The 22,253-nt window shown below is 35.8% G+C and carries 16 protein-coding genes, 1 tRNA gene and 1 pseudogene; 11 read left to right on the plus strand and 7 right to left on the minus strand.

Translation table 11 applies throughout. The features are described from left to right. Positions 1-67 precede the first annotated feature (67 nt). From Q4Q39_RS00005 to Q4Q39_RS00015, 3 genes and pseudogenes are all read right to left on the minus strand, one after another. A pseudogene (locus Q4Q39_RS00005) lies at positions 68-919 on the minus strand (DUF4407 domain-containing protein); the annotation flags it as partial. A gap of 84 nt (positions 920-1,003) precedes the next feature. Further along, positions 1,004-1,864 carry a DMT family transporter gene (locus Q4Q39_RS00010; RefSeq protein ID WP_303280321.1) on the minus strand — a complete coding sequence of 287 codons (861 nt, stop codon included), beginning with the start codon at positions 1,862-1,864 and terminating at the stop codon, positions 1,004-1,006. A 139-nt stretch (positions 1,865-2,003) separates the two neighbouring features. After that, positions 2,004-3,392 (minus strand): dipeptidase, encoded by a 1,389-nt coding sequence (locus tag Q4Q39_RS00015; RefSeq protein ID WP_303280322.1) that lies wholly within the window; start codon positions 3,390-3,392, stop codon positions 2,004-2,006. Between the two features lie 161 nt (positions 3,393-3,553). Between Q4Q39_RS00015 and Q4Q39_RS00020 the strand changes: the two genes are divergently transcribed. After that, positions 3,554-3,635 (plus strand) — tRNA-Leu (locus Q4Q39_RS00020). Between the two features lie 1,779 nt (positions 3,636-5,414). On the opposite strand, the gene Q4Q39_RS00025 is transcribed toward Q4Q39_RS00020, so the two are convergent. From Q4Q39_RS00025 to Q4Q39_RS00040, 4 genes are all read right to left on the minus strand, one after another. After that, positions 5,415-8,393 (minus strand): TonB-dependent receptor domain-containing protein, encoded by a 2,979-nt coding sequence (locus Q4Q39_RS00025; protein WP_303280323.1) that lies wholly within the window; start codon positions 8,391-8,393, stop codon positions 5,415-5,417. Positions 8,394-8,494: 101 nt separating this feature from the next. Beyond that, positions 8,495-9,637, minus strand: a complete 1,143-nt coding sequence (locus Q4Q39_RS00030) for a FecR family protein (RefSeq protein WP_303280324.1) — start codon at positions 9,635-9,637, stop codon at positions 8,495-8,497. A 678-nt stretch (positions 9,638-10,315) separates the two neighbouring features. Then, positions 10,316-10,843 carry an RNA polymerase sigma-70 factor gene (locus Q4Q39_RS00035; protein WP_303280325.1) on the minus strand — a complete coding sequence of 176 codons (528 nt, stop codon included), beginning with the start codon at positions 10,841-10,843 and terminating at the stop codon, positions 10,316-10,318. Positions 10,844-11,083: 240 nt separating this feature from the next. Further along, the gene (locus Q4Q39_RS00040; protein ID WP_303280326.1) at positions 11,084-11,851 is read right to left on the minus strand and encodes an IclR family transcriptional regulator; all 768 of its coding nucleotides are present in this window, start codon (positions 11,849-11,851) and stop codon (positions 11,084-11,086) included. Between the two features lie 148 nt (positions 11,852-11,999). Here Q4Q39_RS00040 and Q4Q39_RS00045 point away from each other — a divergent pair, with 148 nt between their 5' ends. The 10 genes from Q4Q39_RS00045 (at position 12,000) to Q4Q39_RS00090 (ending at position 22,108) form a co-directional block, all read left to right on the plus strand. After that, positions 12,000-13,070 carry an L-rhamnose/proton symporter RhaT gene (locus tag Q4Q39_RS00045; protein ID WP_303280327.1) on the plus strand — a complete coding sequence of 357 codons (1,071 nt, stop codon included), beginning with the start codon at positions 12,000-12,002 and terminating at the stop codon, positions 13,068-13,070. Between the two features lie 225 nt (positions 13,071-13,295). Then, the gene (locus tag Q4Q39_RS00050; protein ID WP_303280328.1) at positions 13,296-14,447 is read left to right on the plus strand and encodes an ABC transporter substrate-binding protein; all 1,152 of its coding nucleotides are present in this window, start codon (positions 13,296-13,298) and stop codon (positions 14,445-14,447) included. A 4-nt stretch (positions 14,448-14,451) separates the two neighbouring features. Continuing rightward, positions 14,452-15,594: a CaiB/BaiF CoA transferase family protein gene (locus Q4Q39_RS00055; RefSeq protein ID WP_303280329.1), complete on the plus strand. Its 1,143-nt coding sequence runs from the start codon at positions 14,452-14,454 to the stop codon at positions 15,592-15,594. 6 nt (positions 15,595-15,600) lie between these two features. Beyond that, positions 15,601-16,746 (plus strand): CaiB/BaiF CoA transferase family protein, encoded by a 1,146-nt coding sequence (locus Q4Q39_RS00060; protein WP_303280330.1) that lies wholly within the window; start codon positions 15,601-15,603, stop codon positions 16,744-16,746. Next, complete coding sequence (locus Q4Q39_RS00065) at positions 16,746-17,978, plus strand: ABC transporter substrate-binding protein (protein WP_303280331.1); 1,233 nt, start codon at positions 16,746-16,748, stop codon at positions 17,976-17,978. The genes Q4Q39_RS00060 and Q4Q39_RS00065 overlap by 1 nt, the downstream gene beginning before the upstream one ends. A gap of 2 nt (positions 17,979-17,980) precedes the next feature. Continuing rightward, positions 17,981-19,051 carry a Gfo/Idh/MocA family protein gene (locus Q4Q39_RS00070; protein ID WP_303280332.1) on the plus strand — a complete coding sequence of 357 codons (1,071 nt, stop codon included), beginning with the start codon at positions 17,981-17,983 and terminating at the stop codon, positions 19,049-19,051. A gap of 12 nt (positions 19,052-19,063) precedes the next feature. Then, positions 19,064-20,080: a zinc-dependent alcohol dehydrogenase gene (locus tag Q4Q39_RS00075; RefSeq protein WP_303280333.1), complete on the plus strand. Its 1,017-nt coding sequence runs from the start codon at positions 19,064-19,066 to the stop codon at positions 20,078-20,080. Positions 20,081-20,156: 76 nt separating this feature from the next. Then, positions 20,157-20,921: an SDR family NAD(P)-dependent oxidoreductase gene (locus tag Q4Q39_RS00080; protein WP_303281294.1), complete on the plus strand. Its 765-nt coding sequence runs from the start codon at positions 20,157-20,159 to the stop codon at positions 20,919-20,921. A 21-nt stretch (positions 20,922-20,942) separates the two neighbouring features. Then, on the plus strand, positions 20,943-21,395 hold the full coding sequence (locus Q4Q39_RS00085; protein WP_303280334.1) for a MaoC family dehydratase: 453 nt from the start codon (positions 20,943-20,945) through the stop codon (positions 21,393-21,395). Positions 21,396-21,451: 56 nt separating this feature from the next. After that, entirely contained in the window at positions 21,452-22,108 is a 657-nt protein-coding gene (locus Q4Q39_RS00090) for an RraA family protein (RefSeq protein ID WP_303280335.1), read from the plus strand. The last annotated feature ends 145 nt before the right edge of the window (positions 22,109-22,253 follow it).

The following is a 22,253-nucleotide window of genomic DNA, read 5'->3' on the forward strand; positions in this document are numbered from 1 at the left end:
TGAAAATGGAAATTAGGAACCTTGCAATTGCAATAATTATAACTCATACTGGAGGTGATCCCAATATGATTTTTAAAAAAGAAACATAAAAAAAGTGGTCAGAATTTCTTCCGACCACTACTAGTAACCAAGGTAGCTTTCCTAATGCGTTTACACGAGCCATTAAACCATCAAAATTATTAATGACGGGTTGTGTGGTTACAATTTTAGATTCATAATTACCTTTAAGTGTCGCAATTTGATTTTCTGCAGCAGTGATTTTTGACTTATTCTCAGCTTTTAACTGTTGTAATTCGGCCAACAAAGCGTCGTGCTTTTCTCGTTTTTCTTTATAAACAGGGCCTTTACCTAATAGTTTAGTCCCTGCTGTACCTTCAGCTTCGGCAATATAAGTGTCGTATAAGGCATTTACCTCAGTTTCTTTTGTATCTATTTGTTGTTGTAAAGTAGCAATGTCATTATTTAAACCTTGGATTGCTGGAGTAAATTGCTCGGCAATTTGATTTTTATTTGCTAAGGTTAGTTCATTCTTTTGTTCTAATAATACCTGATTGATTTCTTTTTCAAAAATCTTCAATTCTAATGGCTTAGAAATAACAATGGCAATAATAACGGCTAGTACTATTCTGGGAGATGCTTGTATGAGTTCATCTATTACATTTCCTGTTTTTTTAATAGTAGAAACAATATATCGGTCTAAATTAAAGATAAGTAAGCCCCAAATAAAACCAAAGCCAATGGCAATAAATACATTGTCGAAAACAGTGTAAAGGGCATAACTAGCAGCTATAAAGGCCATAACAGCAGTAAAGAAAACAGTAGCGCCAATACCTGCATATTTGTTTTGTTCACCTTTAGAACATTGCTCTAAAATATCGGTATCCGAACCCGAGCAGATAATAAAAAATTGCTTTAACATAATGTGATTTATTTTGATTGATTGACTATTAGAACGTTTAGGCGATCAATTTGTTACATGATTTCATAAAAAATGGAGTAATACTTACCTCTTTTTAGATAAGATGCTTTCGACAATAACTGTAGAAACAATCAAAGTACCACCAATAAAAATGTTTGAATCTGGTATTTCTTTTAAAAAAATAAAAGCCAGAATAATAGCGTAAAGCGGCTGTGTGCTAATAATAATGCTTGCTGTACTTGCAGAAAAGTGTTTAAGACTTTTTATAAACAAACTATGTCCAATGGCAGTAGCTAGTAAGGCTAACATTATTATGTACGGGTACTGTGTTTTGATTTCTGAAATACCCAAAAAGTATAAAACCGGAGAAAGTACAATAGTAACTATTAAAAGCTGGTACATCATAATCATGGTACCATTGTATTTTTGAGAACTATTTTTTATAATGATGTTTCTTAACGAAAAGAATAAAGCAGAGAAGACACCCCAAAGTATACCTTTTACGTCAGAATTCTCAATATTAAATTCTGGTACTAGCATATAAATTCCAATTAAGACCAAAACCCCCATTAACAAATGGATTTTATTAACTTTTGTTCTTGTAAACAAAGGTTCTAAAATAGACGTTATAGCTGGAAATGTAAATAATGAAAGTATACCAATGGAAACATTTGATAATTTTATAGAATAGAAATAAGTAAGCCAATGAGCTCCTAAAAATAATGCACTTAAAAAGAATGTTGATTTATCTTTTGTAGAGTATATCTTTAGACTAATTTTTTTAATTCTACAAAAAACATACAATATAATTAAAGCCAGCGAAGCTCTCCACCAAATAATTAGAGGAGTAGGCATATCTATATATTTTCCTAAAACGGCAGACGAACTTACTATTAACGTTGCAAAACTAAGCTCTAGAACGTTTTTTATATGTTGGTTATTCATAATTGTGTTAGCGATTGCAATGGAAATCCTTTTTAAGAGGCACGAGTAAAAAGATTGTAACCTTTCGACTATGCTCAAGATAAATTCCAAGAGCTATCGTTTGCTTTGAGCTTAGTCAAAGCAAACGGTAACATCTAGATTATTTTGATAGTTCGGTGAAATATTTATAGAATAAAGGAATGGTTTCGATACCTTTTAAATAATTGAAAATCCCAAAATGCTCGTTCGGTGAGTGAATGGCATCACTATCTAAACCAAAGCCCATAAGTATGGTTTTACTTTTTAGCTCTTGCTCAAAAAGAGATACAATGGGAATGCTACCACCACTACGTTGTGGGATAGGCGTTTTGCCAAAAGTATCTTGGTAAGCTTTACTGGCAGCTTTATAACCAATACTGTTTATAGGAGTTACATAACCTTGACCTCCATGATGCGGTGTTACTTTTACAGTAACCCCTTCTGGAGCAATACTTTCAAAATGATTTTTAAATAACTGAGTAATGTCCTCCCAATCTTGATGAGGTACTAAACGCATAGAAATTTTAGCATAGGCTTTGCTTGCTATAACCGTTTTTGCTCCTTCACCAATATAACCTCCCCAAATACCATTAACATCTAAAGTAGGTCGAATGGAGTTACGCTCATTAGTAGTATATCCAGTTTCTCCATATACAGCTTGTATATCTAAAGCTTTTTTATAAGCATCTAAACTAAATGGTGCTTTAGCCATTTCTGCACGTTCTTCTTTAGAGAGTTCTTCCACCTTATCATAAAAACCTGGAATAGTAATATGATTATTTTCGTCATGAAGTGACGCAATCATTTTTGTTAAAATATTTATTGGGTTTGCCACGGCACCTCCATACAGTCCAGAATGTAAATCACGATTAGGCCCAGTAACTTCAACCTCTACATAGCTTAGTCCACGTAAGCCAGTTGTAATAGAAGGAACATCTTGAGCAATCATTCCCGTATCAGAAATAAGAATAACATCATTTTTTAGTTTTTCCTGATTGTTTTTTACAAAAACAGCAAGGTTAGAGCTGCCTACCTCTTCTTCACCTTCAATCATAAATTTTACATTACAAGGTAGTTGGTCTGTAGAAGTCATAAACTCCAAAGCCTTTACATGCATATACATTTGCCCTTTATCATCACATGCACCACGAGCAAAAATAGCACCTTCAGGATGTAATGCTGTTTTTTTAATCACAGGCTCAAAAGGGGGCGAGTTCCAAAGATCTAATGGGTCTGGTGGTTGTACATCATAGTGTCCGTAAACCAAAACAGTTGGCAAGTTTTTATCTATGATTTTTTCACCGTAAACAATAGGGTATCCATCTGTTTTACAAATTTCAACCATATCGCATCCAGCTTTTACTAAACTAGCCTTGATAATTGCAGCCGTTTTTAAAACATCATTTTTATAAGTCGAATCTGCACTTATAGAAGGTATTTTAAGGAGTTCTATTAATTCATTTAGAAATCGGTCTTTATTTTCTTTTATATAAGATTGAATGTTATTCATGAAGTAATTGTATAGTTCGTTCAAAAGTATAAAAAAAGAATGTTTTAAATGGTTAATACTAATTTGATTATGAAATGAACGATTTCAGATAAATTTATTTTAATTAAATTACGCTATTGAGTTTGGAATTTAAAAATCTTGTTTATATTTGCAGTCCTTTTGCGGGCGTGGTGGAATTGGTAGACACGCTAGACTTAGGATCTAGTGCCGCGAGGTGTGGGAGTTCGAGTCTCCCCGCCCGCACAAAAAGTCGGAGAGTAATTTTCGACTTTTTTCTTTTAAAATAACCCTCATTTTTTACTCAGGTACAACATAGGTACAACATTTTGTACTTTTTCATTGTGTAATTCAATTTGATGTTGTTTGGATTTATTTGGTATTAAATAAAAAGGTAATAAGAGCTAACTAATCGTAGTTTGATAAAGTTCAGTTCCCTCCAGTAGTTTGCTGTTTTGTACTTGCGTGTACTTGCGTACATCTCTATCCACACTAGCTAACCTATTTAAACTTTAAAATGTACTTCTTTATACTTTTGCAATTGAGTATTCGAGAGCATATAATAGAGCTATCTATTGTTTCGTGAAATCTTAACAAAGCACTCTATTTTTTAACTAAGATTATCAGCATTTGGGTAATCTAAACCATTGTTTACGGATAATGACACGAAAATTATCCAATAAAGCATATAAGCATTCCACGATTAAGATTTTTATAGTTCTTAAAAAAATGAAGATTCTACTAAATTTAAATAATAACTTTTTAAATCTATATTTTGGGTAAATATTGCAATTTAGGTCTAACAAATGCGTATATAAACACTTAAAAAAGTGATTTTTACAAAATGGTACAGTTAATACAAGCATTTAAAAACTATCTATACTTTACGTGTATTCCAAAATAATTAGCTATTTTCTTTAAACATTTGTTTGTTTTTTAGTTTGGGCTTATCGTTAAACTTTTTTGTCCTTGTCAGCTTTTGTTACTTACTTTAGTCGTTTATAATTTCCCAAGCTTATAGCAATAAAGGCGTATTTATAATTTCATTAGTTTTCTCTCTCGTTTGTTGCATATCCAATAGTTATTATCTATTCCAACAGTTATTTAGTCAATGTTAGTTCTTTTAAGGTCTTTTTATTTTTGTCCTCTCTCAAATACCGAGATTTAATAGCGTTATCTGATATTACCTTATACTCCTCTATTAATTCTTTATGATTATCAAGTATTCTGTTATAAACTTAATCAAGATAAGAGTTCAATACTCGTATCCTTTCCAAGTTACCCTTAACCCCTTATTTTTTTGTAGAGTCCCATTCTTTTTCCCGAAAATTTAGTTTAACGCTTATCTCAGAATATTTGCCGTTTACGATGACTAACATAGATGGAAAGTTGGTTGGTCTTTCGCAGTGGTTTTTAGTAAAGTATGAACATCAAATTCATTAATCAAAGTCGCTCTAATTCGTTCTTCCGATTTTTTCCTTTCATGTACTATTCGAAGGTAGAGCGGGCATCGGTTGTCTATTGTACTTTTTTCGCCCTTGTGAATAAAAAACTTTATTGTCGTCCCCGTAGTTTTCTAATTTTGCCGAAACATTGGTAGAACAAAAATGACATTAAACGAATTGTTTCAAAATCAACTAAAAACAAACCCCCCGCAGTTCCTATAAACTGAGGGCAATGAATTAAACTGTATTTTACGTAATAATGTTATAACAGGATTCGAAATTTTTCTAAAAACCCTGCATTTATACTGTATTTTTACACTTTAATAATAAGACGAAACAATGGTGAAACGTCAATTTTTCACACCTAACCAAATATACATAAAACTATTTATCATAGTTTAATAAATAAAATACTAGGCTTTTTATTATAAAAATACCGATAGGCAGTACATTAGTAAATTGCTATCATAAAAAACGATGCCAAGTACAATAAAAGTTGATTCCTTGACTTTTATTGTACTTGGCACCTTTACAGACAATATCAGTTCTTAGCCGAACTGTATTATCAATAGAATTTATATTAAAACTTAAAAATTAAAGACGTACTAATTACAGTACCTGGAAGTGCTTGGGCAAGTGCGTACTTACCACCTACTAACACATCTACAGGACCATTACCATCATTAGGATTACCTTGCGTATAAGCTAATACATTTGTTAGGTTTGTAGCTTGTAAAGACAACATTAGATTATCAGTAAAGTCATAGTTAACACCTGCATCAAAAGATGTATACGGGTCGAACTCTAAAGAATTAGCACCATCTGCAAATCGGTTACCTACATACTGTGCACTAACATAAGCTTTTCCTTTATTAAAATTAAATGTTGGAACAAATCGTAATTGTGTATTAGGAATCCTTGCAGGTCTTTTTCCAACGATAAGGTCGTTTGAAGCTGTTTTCTCTATTTTAGAACTTTGGATAACACCACTAAATTCAAAAGAAAGCTCGGTAATAGGCTTCCACGTACTTGAGAATTCAATACCTGAAGTCTTATTATCTGCTGCTGTAAAATCTAATGCTGCTGTTTCTGGGTCTATAGACCTAACTGGGAAGCCCAAGTTTTCCGAGAAGAATGCCGTCGCCCAAAAGGCTAAAGTCTTACTTTGATAACGTAGCCCTATTTCTCCAAAATTAAGTTTTGCTGGGTCATTAACCAATCCAAGGTTTGGTGTTCCAGCGTTAAAATAACTAAATTCATTACTAGCTGCAAAGTCATGAGCCTTGGTATATCTACCATAAACTGCAAAATTATCGCTAAACTTAAAATTAGCTCCTACCGTCCAAGTAGTTTCGGAAGCACTAATAGTCCCGTTATACAATTGACCGTTCCTAGCAAACCAACCATATGCTCTATTGGCCAAAATATTAGAGCTAGGGTCTAAAGGTGCGGAACCATCAGCACCTTCTCCTGTTGCGTTAAACCTCACGGTTTCATGTCTAATACCAGCATCTAACCATAAACCTTCTATAGGCTGAACCTGAATATTAAGATATGGATTGGTAGACCTTGTATCTAATGAACCATGATTATCCAATAAACTATGGGTAACAACACCAGCATCGGTTAAATGACCAACAGCATCGCCATTTGCATCCAAAGCTTCAATGTCATAACGTTCAGACTGGTGTTTAGCATCCGTTAAAAAATGCCCTGAAACATAGCTTGATTTCGTAGCCATATCCCAATACTGCAATCCTGCAGTAGCGATAAAATTATCTTTTTCATAAGTCAACTGGAAGTCATTAATAAAATTCCTGTGCTCTTTTTGATACGAAAGCATCTCTTGAAGTAAGAGCAGACCATTTCCATTCAATGTAGAAGGGTTATTAACCACCTGACCATCATTTACCCTTACCAATTGAGTACTAACAGCACTAGGGAAGGCATCTAGTAAAACTGTGGTTTGGTCTGCAACATAATCTGAAGCTACCAACATAGAATTAAACCAACGCGTGCGTAAATCTACGCCATTTGTATTTATGTTAGAAATACGGGCATGCTCCTTTACACGAAACCCACTACCCAAATCGTAATTAAACTTAACAGAAAATTGGTCGGTAATAGATTCTTGACCAGTATCTAAATCAATGATTTGGGTACCATTCCTTGTTTTTAAGTGCATGGTTTTAACGTCTGGCCCCATGAGGCTTTCATTTCTTGGGTCTAATCCAGGAATAGCCTTAGGGTTTCCGTCTCCACTGGCATCGGTTGGTACTGCCCAGTAAAAAATAGAATGGTCTCGAATACCCTTATAGCTAAAGGTAACGTCTCCGTTTTCAAAAACTTTTTTAAGGTTTGCTCTTATTTGCCCACCATGGTCTCCTGTAAAACCAACATCTCTAACGCCATCACCTCTTCTATAATATCCCCCAATAGTAGCATACCAACCATTATCGTTAATTGGTCCACCGTAAAAAAGGTCTGTACGAATACGTCCGTAATCTGTAACGGCAAGACGCACTTCGCCTCTAACACTTTTTGGAATACGGCTGATAAAATTCACAGATGCGGCTGCTCCTTGAGCCGTAAATATTCCCGAAGGCCCGCCTAATACTGTTTCAATTCTATCATAAGTAGCATCCGGACGAATTTCATATTCTGTTAAAAATGGGGTATACAATACGGGCAATCCGTCTTCCTGAAGACTTATAAACGAATTAAACCCTCCCGTAGTACCACGGGCCGTTAAAAGTGTATTAACATCTCCACCTGAAGGCTCTCCATATAAACCAGGAACAGCATCTATTAAATCTACAACCCCAACAGGCATCTCTCTATCCATAACAGCTGGCCCTAAAATAGCTACGCCATACGAGGTCTCTAAGGCCGTTTGTGTCTTTCTGGCTGTTCCTGTAATAATCACATTACTTAAAGCTAGTGAATCTTCTTCAAGAACTACGTTTACTGTGTCCTTTTCACCAACTATTATTTCAACAGTCTTCATTCCTACATAGGAAAACCGTAGTACATCGCCTTTGTTGGCATTGATTATATAATTTCCGTCAAAATCTGAAGTAGTACCATTGGTTGTCCCAACAATAATAATACTTACTCCAGATAAGGGGTCTCCTTGACTGCTTGTAACACTACCCTTTATTTCTCTTTGTACAGGCTTAACATCTTTAATAACAGGCTTTTTCTTAATTAATATGGTATTGCGCTCAGTAAATTCAAAACTAAGATTGATACTCAATAAGCTCTGATTTAATAATTCTGACACACTTATCTTTCCTTTCTTTAATGAGACTTTAGGTTTATTTAAGAATAGTTTTTTAGGGTATACAAAACTATAATCGGTTTGTTTTTTTATGATTTTAAATACTTCATCAATGACAACCGATTCATTTTTCTCAATGACAACCTCAACCTGAGAAAATGAGTTGTCTGTCGTTAGACAGAAAACGGTTGTACACATAAAAAAAATCATCACTCTCATAATTACGATTAGGCACTTCTTTCCTGCTGGAAAGTGGCTTTTAATTAATTTAATTTCCATAAATTTACATAGTTTAGTTAGACTTCTGTTTAATTAAATGAACTCGGGGGATGTGAAGTCTTTGACACCGCTAAATGTTTGACCTTCAGTCCCCTTTTCTTTTATTCTAATATTACTTTTTTATCATCTATTTCGAAATTTTTAATAACGCCGAAGTTTTTAATACTTCTAAGAATATCCTCTAAATTTTCGTTTTTTCTTAGGATTCCTACAAACTCTTCGTTTTCAATTGTTTTATTTTTAAATACTATATCCATATCGTACCATCTGGAAAGTACCTTCATCATTTCTTTAAGTGATTTAGAATTAAAACTAAACACACCTTCCTTCCAGGATACTTCATTATATACATCTACCTCTAAAACGGAAGATACACCCGTATTCACATCTAGATTTAGCTGTTGATTGGGGGTTAAGACCTGATTTCCATTTTCAGTATTCACATCAACTTTGCCTTCTACCAGAGTGGTATAAACATTCGTTTCGTCTTTATAAGCCTTTATATTAAATTCTGTTCCAAGTACATATACATCTTGTTCATTACAACTTACCCTAAAGCCATCACCATGATTTTTTTCACTTGTGGACACATCAAAATAAGCTTCTCCATAAACTAATTCAACTTGCCTAACCTCTCCTTCTTTAAAGTGAACCGGGTACTTTAATTGAGATTCTGAATTCAACCATACTTGTGTTCCATCCGAAAGTTTAACAGAGAATTGCCCTCCTCTTGGTATGGTGAGATGATTATATACCGTCTTTGTGTGCGTTTTTGCCCCAGTTTCATACACAATTTCCTCTCCATTACTATTCGCATTATTAGTTTGAAAAGACATCCCACTTTCTAAAACTACTTGAGAACCATCTTCTAATGTTAATGTTGCCTTATCAACACCTGGCGCAACACTCGTATTTACAGTAACTGGGGCAATAGGTTGTTGTTCGTTTTTTTCATTAAAAAATAGGGTAAGCCCAAAAATAAGTAGTACCGATGCAGCAGCTATGTACTTTAGGTAACCGCCAAATAAATTTTTCACTTTTTTATCCTTATTATTAACGTAAGGCTCTATTTTTGTCCATGATTTCTTTTTAAACGTTTCTTCGCTATCAATTTTGAATTTTGGCCAAACATGCTCTTTATCTTGATAAGAATCTAAAAACGCATCCAATAATTCTTGTTCTTCTTTAGAACACTCATTATTAATATATTTTGTGAAAAGCTTTTTCACCTCTTTTTCATTCATGTTTTATGCATTAATCCACCTTTTAAGTGTTGGGGTTTTATAATAGGTAACAAAATAAACGTCTTGGTACATGTCTAAAGTCATTTTTTTTTTAATTTTTTTATTTAGGAAGTAAAATTCTAGTCTATATATAATAGATTTAAGACCAATTTTTCCAATTATAGTGCGCTTTAGGAGCTGTAATATTATTGTTTGATTTATAGCCACACTCCCGTTCCTACTAAAAACAAAAAAATATTAGAATGAATAAAATTGGTCTAAGAATAAAACTCGTTTTAGAGCTGGTTTGTCATTTCGAACGCTACTGAAATCAAAATATATTTTTATTGATAAGTATATTGCGTAGCATTCATGGATTAAATCAAATTGGATTTAATGGAAGCATCGGTATGTCTAATTGCGGAAACTTATCATTTCAATTATTTGGTATAGATGATAAGTCAGATGAATTTTGCAAATAGTATTTGGGTCTGTTAGATGTATTTTGCAGAGGTATTGATTTGTCTGATGGAGCAACCTTATCTAAACAAGCGTTCGATTTTTATGTCCATTTATTAATCGAGAAAAAAAGCCTTAGATAAAGGAGGCAACTTTATGGGCTACGACGATGCTCCATAAATAGCTAATAACTCTATTAATCTATCAAGCAAGGCGCTTTATTGATAAGTTTCTGTGCTTTTAATTCTGAAGTTCTTTTCTTAAAAATACCAAAGCTTTCGAAATTTGATTTTTAACTGCTTGAATTGAAATTTCTAATTCTTCCGAAATTTCTTTGTGAGATTTATGTTGAAACCTACTCAACTCGAATATTTCCCTGCATCGTTTAGACAGCTTCATAACAGAAGCTAATATGGTTTCCTCCAGTTCTAGGTATTCCATTTTTCTTGAAGCATTGGGAGACATCTCCAATATATTAAGCCGGGTAATATCTTCTTTTGTAATTTTCTTATCCCTAAAATAATTGAAAACCTGATATTTTACAGCCACAAACAAGTAAGACTTAACATTAGTTATCTTCATGTCTTTACGTTTCAGCCAAAAGTCAACAAAAATATTCTGTACAATATCTTCACAAGATTCTTTATGATTTAAGATATTAAAAGCATAAAGAAACATGTCTCTTGCATACAAATCGTGCAATGCCTTAAACGCTATTGGGTTATCAAGAGCGATTTCTTCAAGAAGTTCTTTATCACTATAAAACATTGACCTCATTCTAGAAAACAGAAAGGATTAGTTAAAATATATCTTAAATTAAAAAATTTCTTGAAACGAACTATCCTCGAGGCAGAGCCATAGGAGTATTTCGCTTGTCTTATTTTGGCTTTAGATTCCCATTTTATTCATAAATTCTTATTTCACATTTTTGAATTCATGAATCTTCGATTTAATGGGAATAACAATTCCAAGGAAACCCAACGCAAAGCGTCGAGAAATTCTTTTCGATTAAAGCCCAATCAAACTATTGATTTTCTTTTGGGTGTCCTTCAAAGCATTAATGATATCTTCAAGGTTTTTCTTTTTTTCAAGGTTAGATGAGAACACAGAGACTCCCAATACACTGCTCACTTCAGAACCTTTTGACCCTATTGGAATTGCAATATCGGTCACGCCTCCCGTCAATTCACTCTCGGCAAATAAATACCCTTTTTCCTTAGCTTCATTTATCTCCTTATTTATGACTTCTTTCTGGGCTTTGCTCCATTTCTTATAATGCATATCTCTTGCCAAAATGTTTTTTATTGTTTCCGAAGAAAAACAAGATAGCAGCACTTTTCCTGAAATAGTCATTGATAGTGGAAAGTGCCTCCCCTCTTCAATTGATAAGGACACGGGATTAGGGCTTGATGCTTGCGAAATAACCAAAAGCTGATTCTTATGCATAATACTCAAGTGACAAGATTCCCTGACCTTTTCTGCTAATAATTGCATCGGGTAATGCGCCGCTCGTTTTAGCTCATAAAAAGGTGTATGCCTATGGGATAGCTCATACATCTTTAACGACAGTCTATATTTCCCTGCGTTTGAGCCTCTTATAATATATCCTCTCTCTTCCAGGCGCATTAACATTCTATATATCTCGCTAGACTTCTTATTAATCCCCTGGGCTATTTCCAACTGTGTTAAAGGAACCCCTTCTAGAGATAAATACTCAAGAATATCTAACCCCCTATCCAGAGCTGGCGCAGCATAACTTGTTGTTTTTGCAGTCATTTTATTAAGTCATTATAAAACAATATTAATAAAACTATTTAAATATTAAAATTTTCATATATAAAAATAATTTTTATATTTGTATTTTCATATTTGAAATCTATTTTTGTATATAGAAATAAATTTCTTTAAAAAGACCAATAATATTATGTCAAATCCAGTTTTAGGCACCATAATACATGCTATTGGAGGCGTAGCCGCGTCAACCTGTTACGTTCCCTTTCAAAAAGTAAAAAAATGGTCTTGGGATTCTTATTGGATTGTACAAGCGTCTTTCGCTTGGTTTATCTTTCCGTTTTTAATAGGATTTTTAACCGTTCCAAACTTAATGAGTGTCTTTACTGATGCTTCTTCTACAGTATTATTTAATGCCACTTTACTAGGAGCTATTTATGGTTTTGGAGGGATGTGTTTTGGCTTTGCCATTCGCCATATAGGTTACTCATTAACCTATACCATTTCCATTGGTATATCAGCCATTTTAGGAACTATCGTCCCTTTAATTATGCACGGAACTTTTATGGAGAAGTTTAACGGCCCTGGGGGCTATACTATTTTCTTCGGCATGTTTTTAGCACTTATAGGTATTATTATTTGTGGTATTGCAGGATATAGAAAGGAAAAAGATTTAAAAAGCAACAAGGCCAATAGTGGAGAACCTTTAACGTTTAACATGAAAAAAGGGTTAACACTTACCATTATAGCAGGGGTGTTATCTGCTGTTTTTGGAATTTCTTTAGAAGTTGGAGCCCCTGTAGCTGAAATTGCAGGAAATTACGGTGCCGGAAATTTTGAAGGTAATGCAAATTTAATCCTATCTACAGGCGGCGCCTTTATCACCAATTTTGTTTGGTTTACCGTAGTTGGGCTTAAAAACAATACATTAAAGGAGCTCGTGGATATAAAAGGAGTAGGCAAACAAAATTACTATCTAAATTTAGGCATGTCTGTTTTAAGTGGGGCTTTATGGTACGGACAGTTTTTCTTCTATGGCATTGGTCATGTACAAATGGGAGCATATAAATTTGCCAGTTGGGTATTGCACATGTCCATGCTTATATTCTTCAGTTATATAGTAGGTATTGTATTAAAAGAATGGAAACAGGTAACCAAACGCACCTATTTCACACTGATTATTGCCTTGGTGGTTTTGGTAGTATCATTCATCATCATTGCCTACGGAAGTAAACTGGGCAGTGATGTAACTAATGGCCATTAAAAATGAAACCAATATACCTTAAAAATAAATAGGTCAGATTTTGAATAAAATTCGATGAAAACAAAAAATAGAAGACAGAAGACGGAGGACTGAACTTCCTGTTAGTATCTACTTAGGTCAGTAGTCATCCGCCATCTGTCCAAAAATAATTTCATCTATCGAAACTAAAACAGGTTCAATAAATTACAAGTTTTTAACCTATAACCAGATAATAAAAAACATAAAATGAGTACTGAACGTATACAACTAAAAGGAATTACATGGAATCATAGTAGGGGATTTACATCTGTAGTAGCAACAGCACAACGTTTCTGTGAACTAAATCCTAACGTAGATATTGTGTGGGAGAAACGTTCACTTCAAGCCTTTGCAGACGAGCCCATAGACCAATTAGCAAAACGATACGATTTGTTAATAATTGACCATCCCTGGGCAGGATTTGCAGGTAAAAACAATGTGATTTTGCCCTTAGATGAGTACCTCCCTAAAGCATTCATGAAAGACCTTGAAGAAAATACAGTTGGTCGTTCCCATGAGAGTTATTCGTCAAACGGACATCAATGGGCTTTGGCCGTAGATGCCGCTACACCGGTAGCTGCCAGTCGCCCCGATATTTTTGAAAAAAAAGGTTTAGATTTACCTAAAACTTATGATGATTTATTAGCGCTTGCAAAACAAGGATTGGTTATCATGCCTGGGATTCCACAAGATACCCTGATGAATTTTTACATGATGTGCTGCAATTTGGGCGAAGAAGTTTGTTCCTCTCCAGATTATGTGGTTAGTGAAGCCATTGGAATAAAAGCATTACAAATGTTAAGGGAACTGGCCATAGAAATGGACCCACAGATTTTTGATTGGAACCCCATTCAAATCTTCGAGGCCATGACTCAAACCGACAAATATGCTTATTGTCCGTGGGCTTATGGCTATACCAATTATAGCAGAAAAGGTTATGCCCGCAAACAGTTGCACTTCCATGATATGATAGAGATTAATGGTGTTGGTGCTATTTCCACTCTAGGGGGTACTGGATTAGCCGTTTCTGCCCAAACAAATGACATTGAAACCGTTATGAAATATGTAGAGTATACAGGGTCGGAAGCCTGTCAAAAAACTGTATTTTTTGACAACGGCGGACAACCTGGTCATAGAAAAGCCTGGATCGACGCACATACTAACGAAGTGTCGGCAAATTTCTTTAAAAATACTTTACCAGCATTAGATAGAGCATTCTTAAGACCAAGATATAACGGGCATATTTATTTTCAAGATAGGGCGGGTGCACCAATATCAGATTATATGATGAACGGAGGTGATGAAAAAGCCCTACTCTCTCAACTAAATAAATTGTATAAAAAATCATTGGAAATCTAAATAGATGAAACTATTAGAAGGTATAACAATTCTGGAATTCTCCCAATTCATGGCAGGGCCTTCGGCTGGTTTAAAGTTAGCCGACCTTGGAGCACGTGTTATAAAAATTGAACGCCCTGTTCAAGGTGAAGGCTGTAGACAAATTGCTTTAAAGAATTTATTCTTAGACGGTAGCAGCCTAGTATTCCATACTGTTAATCGAGATAAAGAGTCTTATGCTGCAAACCTTAAAGACCCAGAAGATTTAGAACGCATAAAAAAATTGATTGCGCGAGCAGATGTGATGACCCACAATTTTCGTCCAGGAGTGATGGAAAAAATCGGGTTGGATTATAATACGGTTCAACAAATAAACGCAAAATTGATTTATGCTACAGTAACCGGATATGGTACTACTGGGCCATGGGCTAAAAAACCCGGGCAAGATTTGTTGATTCAATGCATGTCTGGCCTTGCAAATTTAACTGGAAATAAAGATGACAACCCGATACCCGTAGGAGTTGCCGTCTCCGATTTAATAACCGGAACCCATTTAGTACAAGGCATTATAGCAAGTTTAATTAGAAAAGAAAAAACCGGAAAAGGCGCCCTTGTTGAAGTAAGCCTGTTAGAATCTACTTTAGATTTTCAATTTGAAGTTATTACCACATATTTAAATGATGGCAACAAACAGCCTGTTAGAGCCAAACAAGGGGCTGCACACGCTTACCTTGGTACGCCATATGGCATTTACAAAACCAAAGACGGGTATTTGTCTTTGGCCATGGGAGATTTGTCAAAGCTTGGCCAGGTATTGCAATGTGAGCCACTAGCTGAATACTCAAATCCAGAATCATGGTTTACAGAACGAGATGCTATTATGGATATTCTGCGTTCGTTCTTAATAAAAGAAACCACATCACATTGGTTGGAAATATTGGAGCAGAAAGGTATTTGGTGCTCTGATGTTTATGATTATAAGACCTTATTAAATCATAACGCATATAAAGTACTCCAATGGGACCAGAAATTATCTTTACTTTCAGGAGAAGAGGTACATACAACCCGTTGTCCGATTCGCATAAATGACAAACGTATTTTTGCCAGCAAACCCGCTCCAAGAGTAGGACAACATACAGAAGACATCGTTAAAGAATTTAATCTATAATAGAAAATGAAACCATTACAAGACATATTAATTATAGATTTAAGCCAGTTTTTATCAGCGCCATCGGCAACCTTACGTCTGGCAGACCTTGGTGCCAGAGTTATTAAAGTTGAACGCCCTGAAATAGGAGATATTTGTAGGCAACTATACGTTTCCAACACTATTTTAAATGGAGAATCATCAGTATTTAGAGCTATCAACAGAAACAAAGAAAGTTTTCAGGCAGATTTAAAATACGATGTTGACAAGCAGCGTGTTCTAAAGCTCATAAAAAAAGCAGATGTTTTAGTTCATAATTTCCGCCCAGGAGTAATAGATAGACTTGGCTTTGATTATGACACTATAAAAAAAATAAATCCGAAAATAGTTTACGGCGAAATTTCGGGATATGGTTCTGAAGGTCCTTGGACTAAAAAACCAGGGCAAGATTTATTATTACAGTCTTTATCCGGCCTAACCTGGTTAAGTGGGAATGAAGGCAATGGTCCAACACCGGTAGGCTTAGCTATAGCAGACATTTTATCTGGAGCACATTTGGTTCAAGGTATTTTAGCCGGTTTATTACAACAAACAAAAACAGGAGTGGGCTGTAAAGTTTCGGTGAGTATGCTAGAATCTATCTTAGATTTTCAATTTGAATTCATTACCACTTTTTATCACGATGGCGGACAACCAACAATTAGGCCTAAACAACACAGTGCCCATGCCTACTTAGGTGCTCCTTATGGGGTTTATCCAACTGTTAATGGTTATTTGGCTCTTGCCATGGGTTCCATACCTTTTTTAGGAGAATTATTAGGCAATGAAAAACTTAAAGAGTTTAAAGAAATTGAAAGCTGGTATAATCAAAGGGACGAAATCAAAGCTCAATTGGCAGGTACCCTTGCACAGAAAACTACCGAGTATTGGCTATCTATTTTAGAGCCAGCAGACATTTGGTGCGCCAATGTCATGGATTGGGATGAGTTATTTCAACATGAAGGCTTTAAAGTATTAGATATGATTCAGAATGTAAGAATGGGAGACGGTTTTGAATACCAGACCACACGCTGCCCTATTAGAATTGATGGTGAAATTTTAAAATCACCTTTAGGCTCCCCTGCATTGGGCGAGCATACACAGAATATCATAAACGAATTAATTTCTGCATAATGACAACAAAATTTAGTATTGCAGTACGAAAATTTGACGCCTTTGAATCGGCAATCGATAAAATATGGAAAAAATATTGCCAAGAAACAGGTTGTGACTTGGAGTTAGAAGCTGTTTCTTTGGATTTACACCCTTTACATGATACTATTTTAAAAGACGAAGGTTTAAAAAATGGCGATTGGGATGTATCACTCATAAACACCGATTGGATTACCGAGGCTTACACATCTGGCTCTATAGAAGATTTAACCCCATTAATTGAAAAAAATCCACCAGAAGATTTCCCATACGGATGGTCTGACTCCTTATTACAAAAACAAGTCTTTGAAGGAAAAACAGTAGCATTACCTTTTCATAATGGTCCCGAATGTTTAATTTACAGAAAAGATTTATTTGAATCTGTTGAAGAAGGTGTTAATTTCTATGAAAAACACGGTAAACCACTAGAGATACCGGAAACTTGGGATGACCTTATGGAAGTGGCAGAGTTTTTTAACAGGCCAGAAGAAGGTTTATACGGAACTACGTTTGCAGCTTATCCTGACGGACACAATACGGTTTTTGATTTCTGCTTGCAACTTTGGACACGAGGTGGAGAGCTTTTTGACGACAATAAGAACATTAAGTTAAACTCACAAGCTGCTATTGAGGGAATGACTTTTTATAGAAAAGCCTTAAAGAATGATAAAGCTATGCATCCAGAATCTCGAGACTTCGACTCTGTAAAGTCAGGGATGGCATTTGCAAATGGAAATTTGGCCATGATGGTTAATTGGTTCGGATTTGCCTCTATGTGTGAGTTTTTTGAAGGGTCTAAAGTAAAAGGCAAAGTAGATATTGCCAATGTACCTGCTGGACCAAATGGAGAAGGCAGCTCTTTAAACGCCTATTGGATGTACGTGATTGGTAGTGGCAGTAAACACAAAGATTTGGCATATGACTTCATCAAATTTGCTATCAATGCCGAAAATGACAAACTACTTACTTTAGAGGGTGCCGGAGGTTGTAGAAAATCTACGTGGCACGATACCGATGTAAACAAAGAAGTTCCCTATTATTACAAGTTGGAAACACTCCACCAAAACACCAAGTCGTTGCCCAGAAAATCAAATTGGTCTGAAGTTGCCGATGTTATAGACCAATTGGTTTTAGACGTTATAAACACCTCGGAACCTATTGAAAACATCTTGAACCGAGCTCAAGAAAAAATCAATCGTATAGAAAATATTTAATTATGGAACTCATTTATAAGCCAGAATTACCAAAAGAAAAAAGGCCCATTTATATTATTGGTGCAGGTGGTATTGTTCGTGACGCACATTTACCCGCCTATAAAAAAGTAGGTTTTAATGTAACCGGAATCACTAATAGGACCAAACAACGTGCATTGGATTTAGCAGAAACATTCAACATTCCTAATGTTTATGATTCTGTTGAAGATATGGTAGCAGATGCTCCAGAAAATGCGGTATTCGACTTAACATTAATGCCTAGCCAATTTGTAGCAGTCCTCGAATTATTACCCGATGAAGCCGCAGTGTTGATTCAAAAGCCTATGGGGGATAATTATGAGCAAACCTTAGAAATTTTGAGCGTTTGCCGCAGAAAAAAGTTAAAAGCAGCTATTAACTGTCAAATGCGTTTTGCACCTTACATAATGGCCGCTAAATATTTAATAGAAAACGGGTTTATTGGAGAACTATATGACTTTGAAGTTAGGTTGTCCACGTATACACCATGGGAATACTTCCCTAATGTGATGCATCACCCGCGTTTGGAAATCCAACAACACAGTATTCACTATATAGATTTAATTCGTTCGTTCTTAGGAAACCCTAAAAAAGTTTATTCAAAAACGCTTAAAAATCCTGCCAAAACCATGTCGTCTACCAGAACTACTACTATAATGGATTATAGTAATGCCATGCGAGCTATTATCAATACCAATCACGACCACAATTTTGGTGAAAAGAATCAGGAGAGTTTTGTAAAATGGGAAGGTACCAAAGGCGCCATTAAAGCCAGAATTGGCCTCTTACTAGATTACCCAAACGGAAAACCAGACCTTTTTCAATACTGCATTTTAAAAGAAGGCGAAGCACCTCAATGGGTCGAAGTAAACCTGGAAGGTTCTTGGTTCCCGGATGCTTTTATTGGCACCATGGCATCTTTGATGCGATATGTAGAGGGTTCATCCAACATGCTTCATACCAATGTTGAAGATGTGGTGCATTCCATGGCCATAGTAGAAGCCGCTTACAAATCCAACAATGATGGTGGCGTTTCACCCTATTACAATATATAAAACTGAACCCAAATGATAGCAACGCAATACAAAGGGAATAAGACATTTTCGGTTATAGAAAAAGAAATCGAAGCTCCGGCAGAAGGTGACGTAAGAATCAAAGTAGCCTACTCAGGAGTTTGTGGCACAGATGTTCATATCTATCATGGTATGATGGATAAAAGGGTGGCCATGCCCCAAACCATAGGTCATGAAATGTCAGGCGTTATCGATGCCGTAGGGAGTGGTGTGAAAGGGTTTAAAAAGGGAGATAAAGTTGTAGTACGCCCCTTAGACGACAGGAAAGCCAAACCTTCAGACAAAGGATTCAACCACATTTGTGAAGAATTGAATTTTATAGGGATTGATAGTCCCGGTTCCATGCAGCAATATTGGAATGTACCAGCATTCACTTTACATAAATTAAAAGAGAACACAGATTTAAAGTTGGCGGCTTTAATCGAACCCTTATCGGTAGCCACCCATGATGTTAGATTGAGCGGGTTGCAAGCTGGCGAAACCGCTATAGTGCTTGGCGGTGGCCCTATCGGACTTTTAGTGGCTATGGTAGCTAAAGAAGTAGGAGCTCAGGTAATTATTTCCGAGGTGAACCCAACAAGGATTGAAAAAGCCAAATCCATGGGGCTAGAAGCAGTAAGTCCAATCGATGTGGACCTGGTAGAATATGTGCATTCTAAAACCGAGGGAAGACTGGCCGATGTCGTTTTTGAGGTAGCAGGCGTACAACCAACATTAAATATTATGACCGAAGTGGCCGGTATCAGAGGCCGTATCGTCATGGTGGCCATTCATGGGCAGCCAAAACCTGTGAACTTATTCAAGTTCTTTTGGAAGGAATTAAAGTTAATAGGCGCACGAGTTTATGAAAAAGAAGATTATGAAAAATCCATTGCGCTGATTACTGCCAATGAATCGCCCTTTGAGGATATGATAACTGATGTACAACCATTATCAAACATTCAACAAGTATTCGAAAACATTGATGAAAATCCTGACGGCATGAAAGTCTTAATGGACTGCCAACTTTAAAAATAAATGTCACGCTGAGCGCAGTAGAAGCATCTTCACAAAATCTTTAAATAAAACAAAAACATTAAAAATGAGTATCCTAAATAAATTCAGTTTAGAAGGAAAAACAGCTTTGGTAACCGGTTGTAAACGAGGCATTGGTAAAGCCATGGCCATTGGTTTGGCAGAAGCAGGAGCCAATATTATTGGCGTATCGGCTTCATTGGAACCGGAAGGAAGTGAAGTTTCTAAAGCAGTAGAAGCAAAAGGGAAAAGCTTTAGCGCATACCAATGTGATTTTTCAGATAGAAAATCATTATATGCTTTTATCGAGGCGGTTAAAGCAGACCACCCACAAATCGATATTTTGGTAAATAATGCGGGAACCATCTTAAGAACTCCTGCCGCTGAGCACCCGGATGATATGTGGGACAAGGTGATTGAAGTCAATCAAAATGCACAATTTATTCTGACTAGGGAAATTGGTAAAGAAATGGTAGCAAGAGAATACGGTAAAATTATTTTCACAGCTTCATTATTGACTTTCCAAGGCGGTATTACGGTGCCAGGATATGCAGCAAGTAAAGGAGCTGTAGGCCAGTTAACCATGGCATTTGCAAATGAATGGGCAGGAAAAGGTGTTAATGTTAACGCTATTGCGCCAGGATATATTTCAACAGATAACACAGAAGCTTTGCGCAACGACCCTGTAAGAGCCGAATCCATTTTATCAAGAATACCAGCAGGGCGCTGGGGAGAGCCTCAAGATTTTGCTGGACCGACCGTATTTCTAGCTTCAGATTCGGCAGCTTATATGAACGGGGCTATTGTTCTTGTTGACGGGGGCTGGATGGGCAGATAATAAGATTTAAAAACTAAAATAATGCATATAAAATCACAGTTTTACGAAGATTATGAATTAGGTCATAAAAGAGAAACTTTAGGGCGTACTATTACTGAAACGGACTTTGTGGTTCACGCAGGACATACCGGTGATTTTTTTCCACATCATATGGATTCAGAATGGTGCAAAACCCAACCCTTTAAACAACGTATCGCTCATGGCACCCTAACTTTTTCAGTTGGTATTGGTATGACCGCTACCGAAATAAATCCAGAAGCATTCTCAAAAGGCTATGACCGCCTGCGCTTTATAAAACCAGTACATATTGGAGATACCATTAAGGTGGTGGTAACCATAAGCGAAAAAAAGGATTCCAAACATGCACATTTAGGGCATGTAACAGAACACGTAGAAATCTTCAATCAACATGGTGAACTAGTGTTGGTTTGCGACCATATTTTACTAGCAAAAAGAAAACACCACAACAAGTAGTTACATATCATTAAAAAAACCAGTAATAAAAACAGATTGACCATAAAACAAAAATTATGAATAAAAGTATTGAATTATCAAACAGATTGGAAAAATGCTACTCAGGAGCCGTATACGATGTACTTAGAGCCATGGGCTACCCTAACCAAACATTACCCAATAATATTCGCCCTTTGGACATTGATAAAAAATTAGCAGGAACTGTTTTCACCGTAAGCGGACGTTATGACGATACTTTAGACCCTCATGAAACGCTACTGCAATGGACCGCTTTGCTCTCCAAAGCACCTAAAGGAAGTGTCATAATTTGTCAACCTAACGACGATAAGCTTTCGCATATGGGAGAATTATCTTCTGAAACACTCCAATTAAAGGGTGTTAGAGGGTATATTGTAGACGGCGGATGTAGAGATTCTGATTTTATAAATAAAATCGGCTTTAAAGTATTTTGTAAATATTACACGCCTGTAGATATTGTTGGCAGGTGGGTTGCAGATAGCTTTGAGGAACCTATTAAAATTGGAGACGTTAATATCAATACAGGGGATTATGTTATGGCCGACAGAGATGGCATTGTTGTAATACCTCAAAATATATCGGAAGAAGTCATCGAAAAAGTAGAAGAAGTTTTAAGAACCGAAAGCTTAGTTAGAAAGGCAATTATGAATGGGGTCGACCCTCAAGAAGCTTATCTAAAATATGGGAAGTTTTAAGGTCTCTTTTACTTCAAACTAATACACGCACTCAACTTATAATTCGTCTAATTACAACATTATTTTTAACCCTTTTATTAAACGCACAAACAAAGAGAGACCTACTAAAAGAGATTAGAGCATTCAAAGCTAATTTGGTTAGCAA

The organism is Flavivirga amylovorans (assembly GCF_030540875.1).
GTDB lineage: Bacteria > Bacteroidota > Bacteroidia > Flavobacteriales > Flavobacteriaceae > Flavivirga > Flavivirga amylovorans.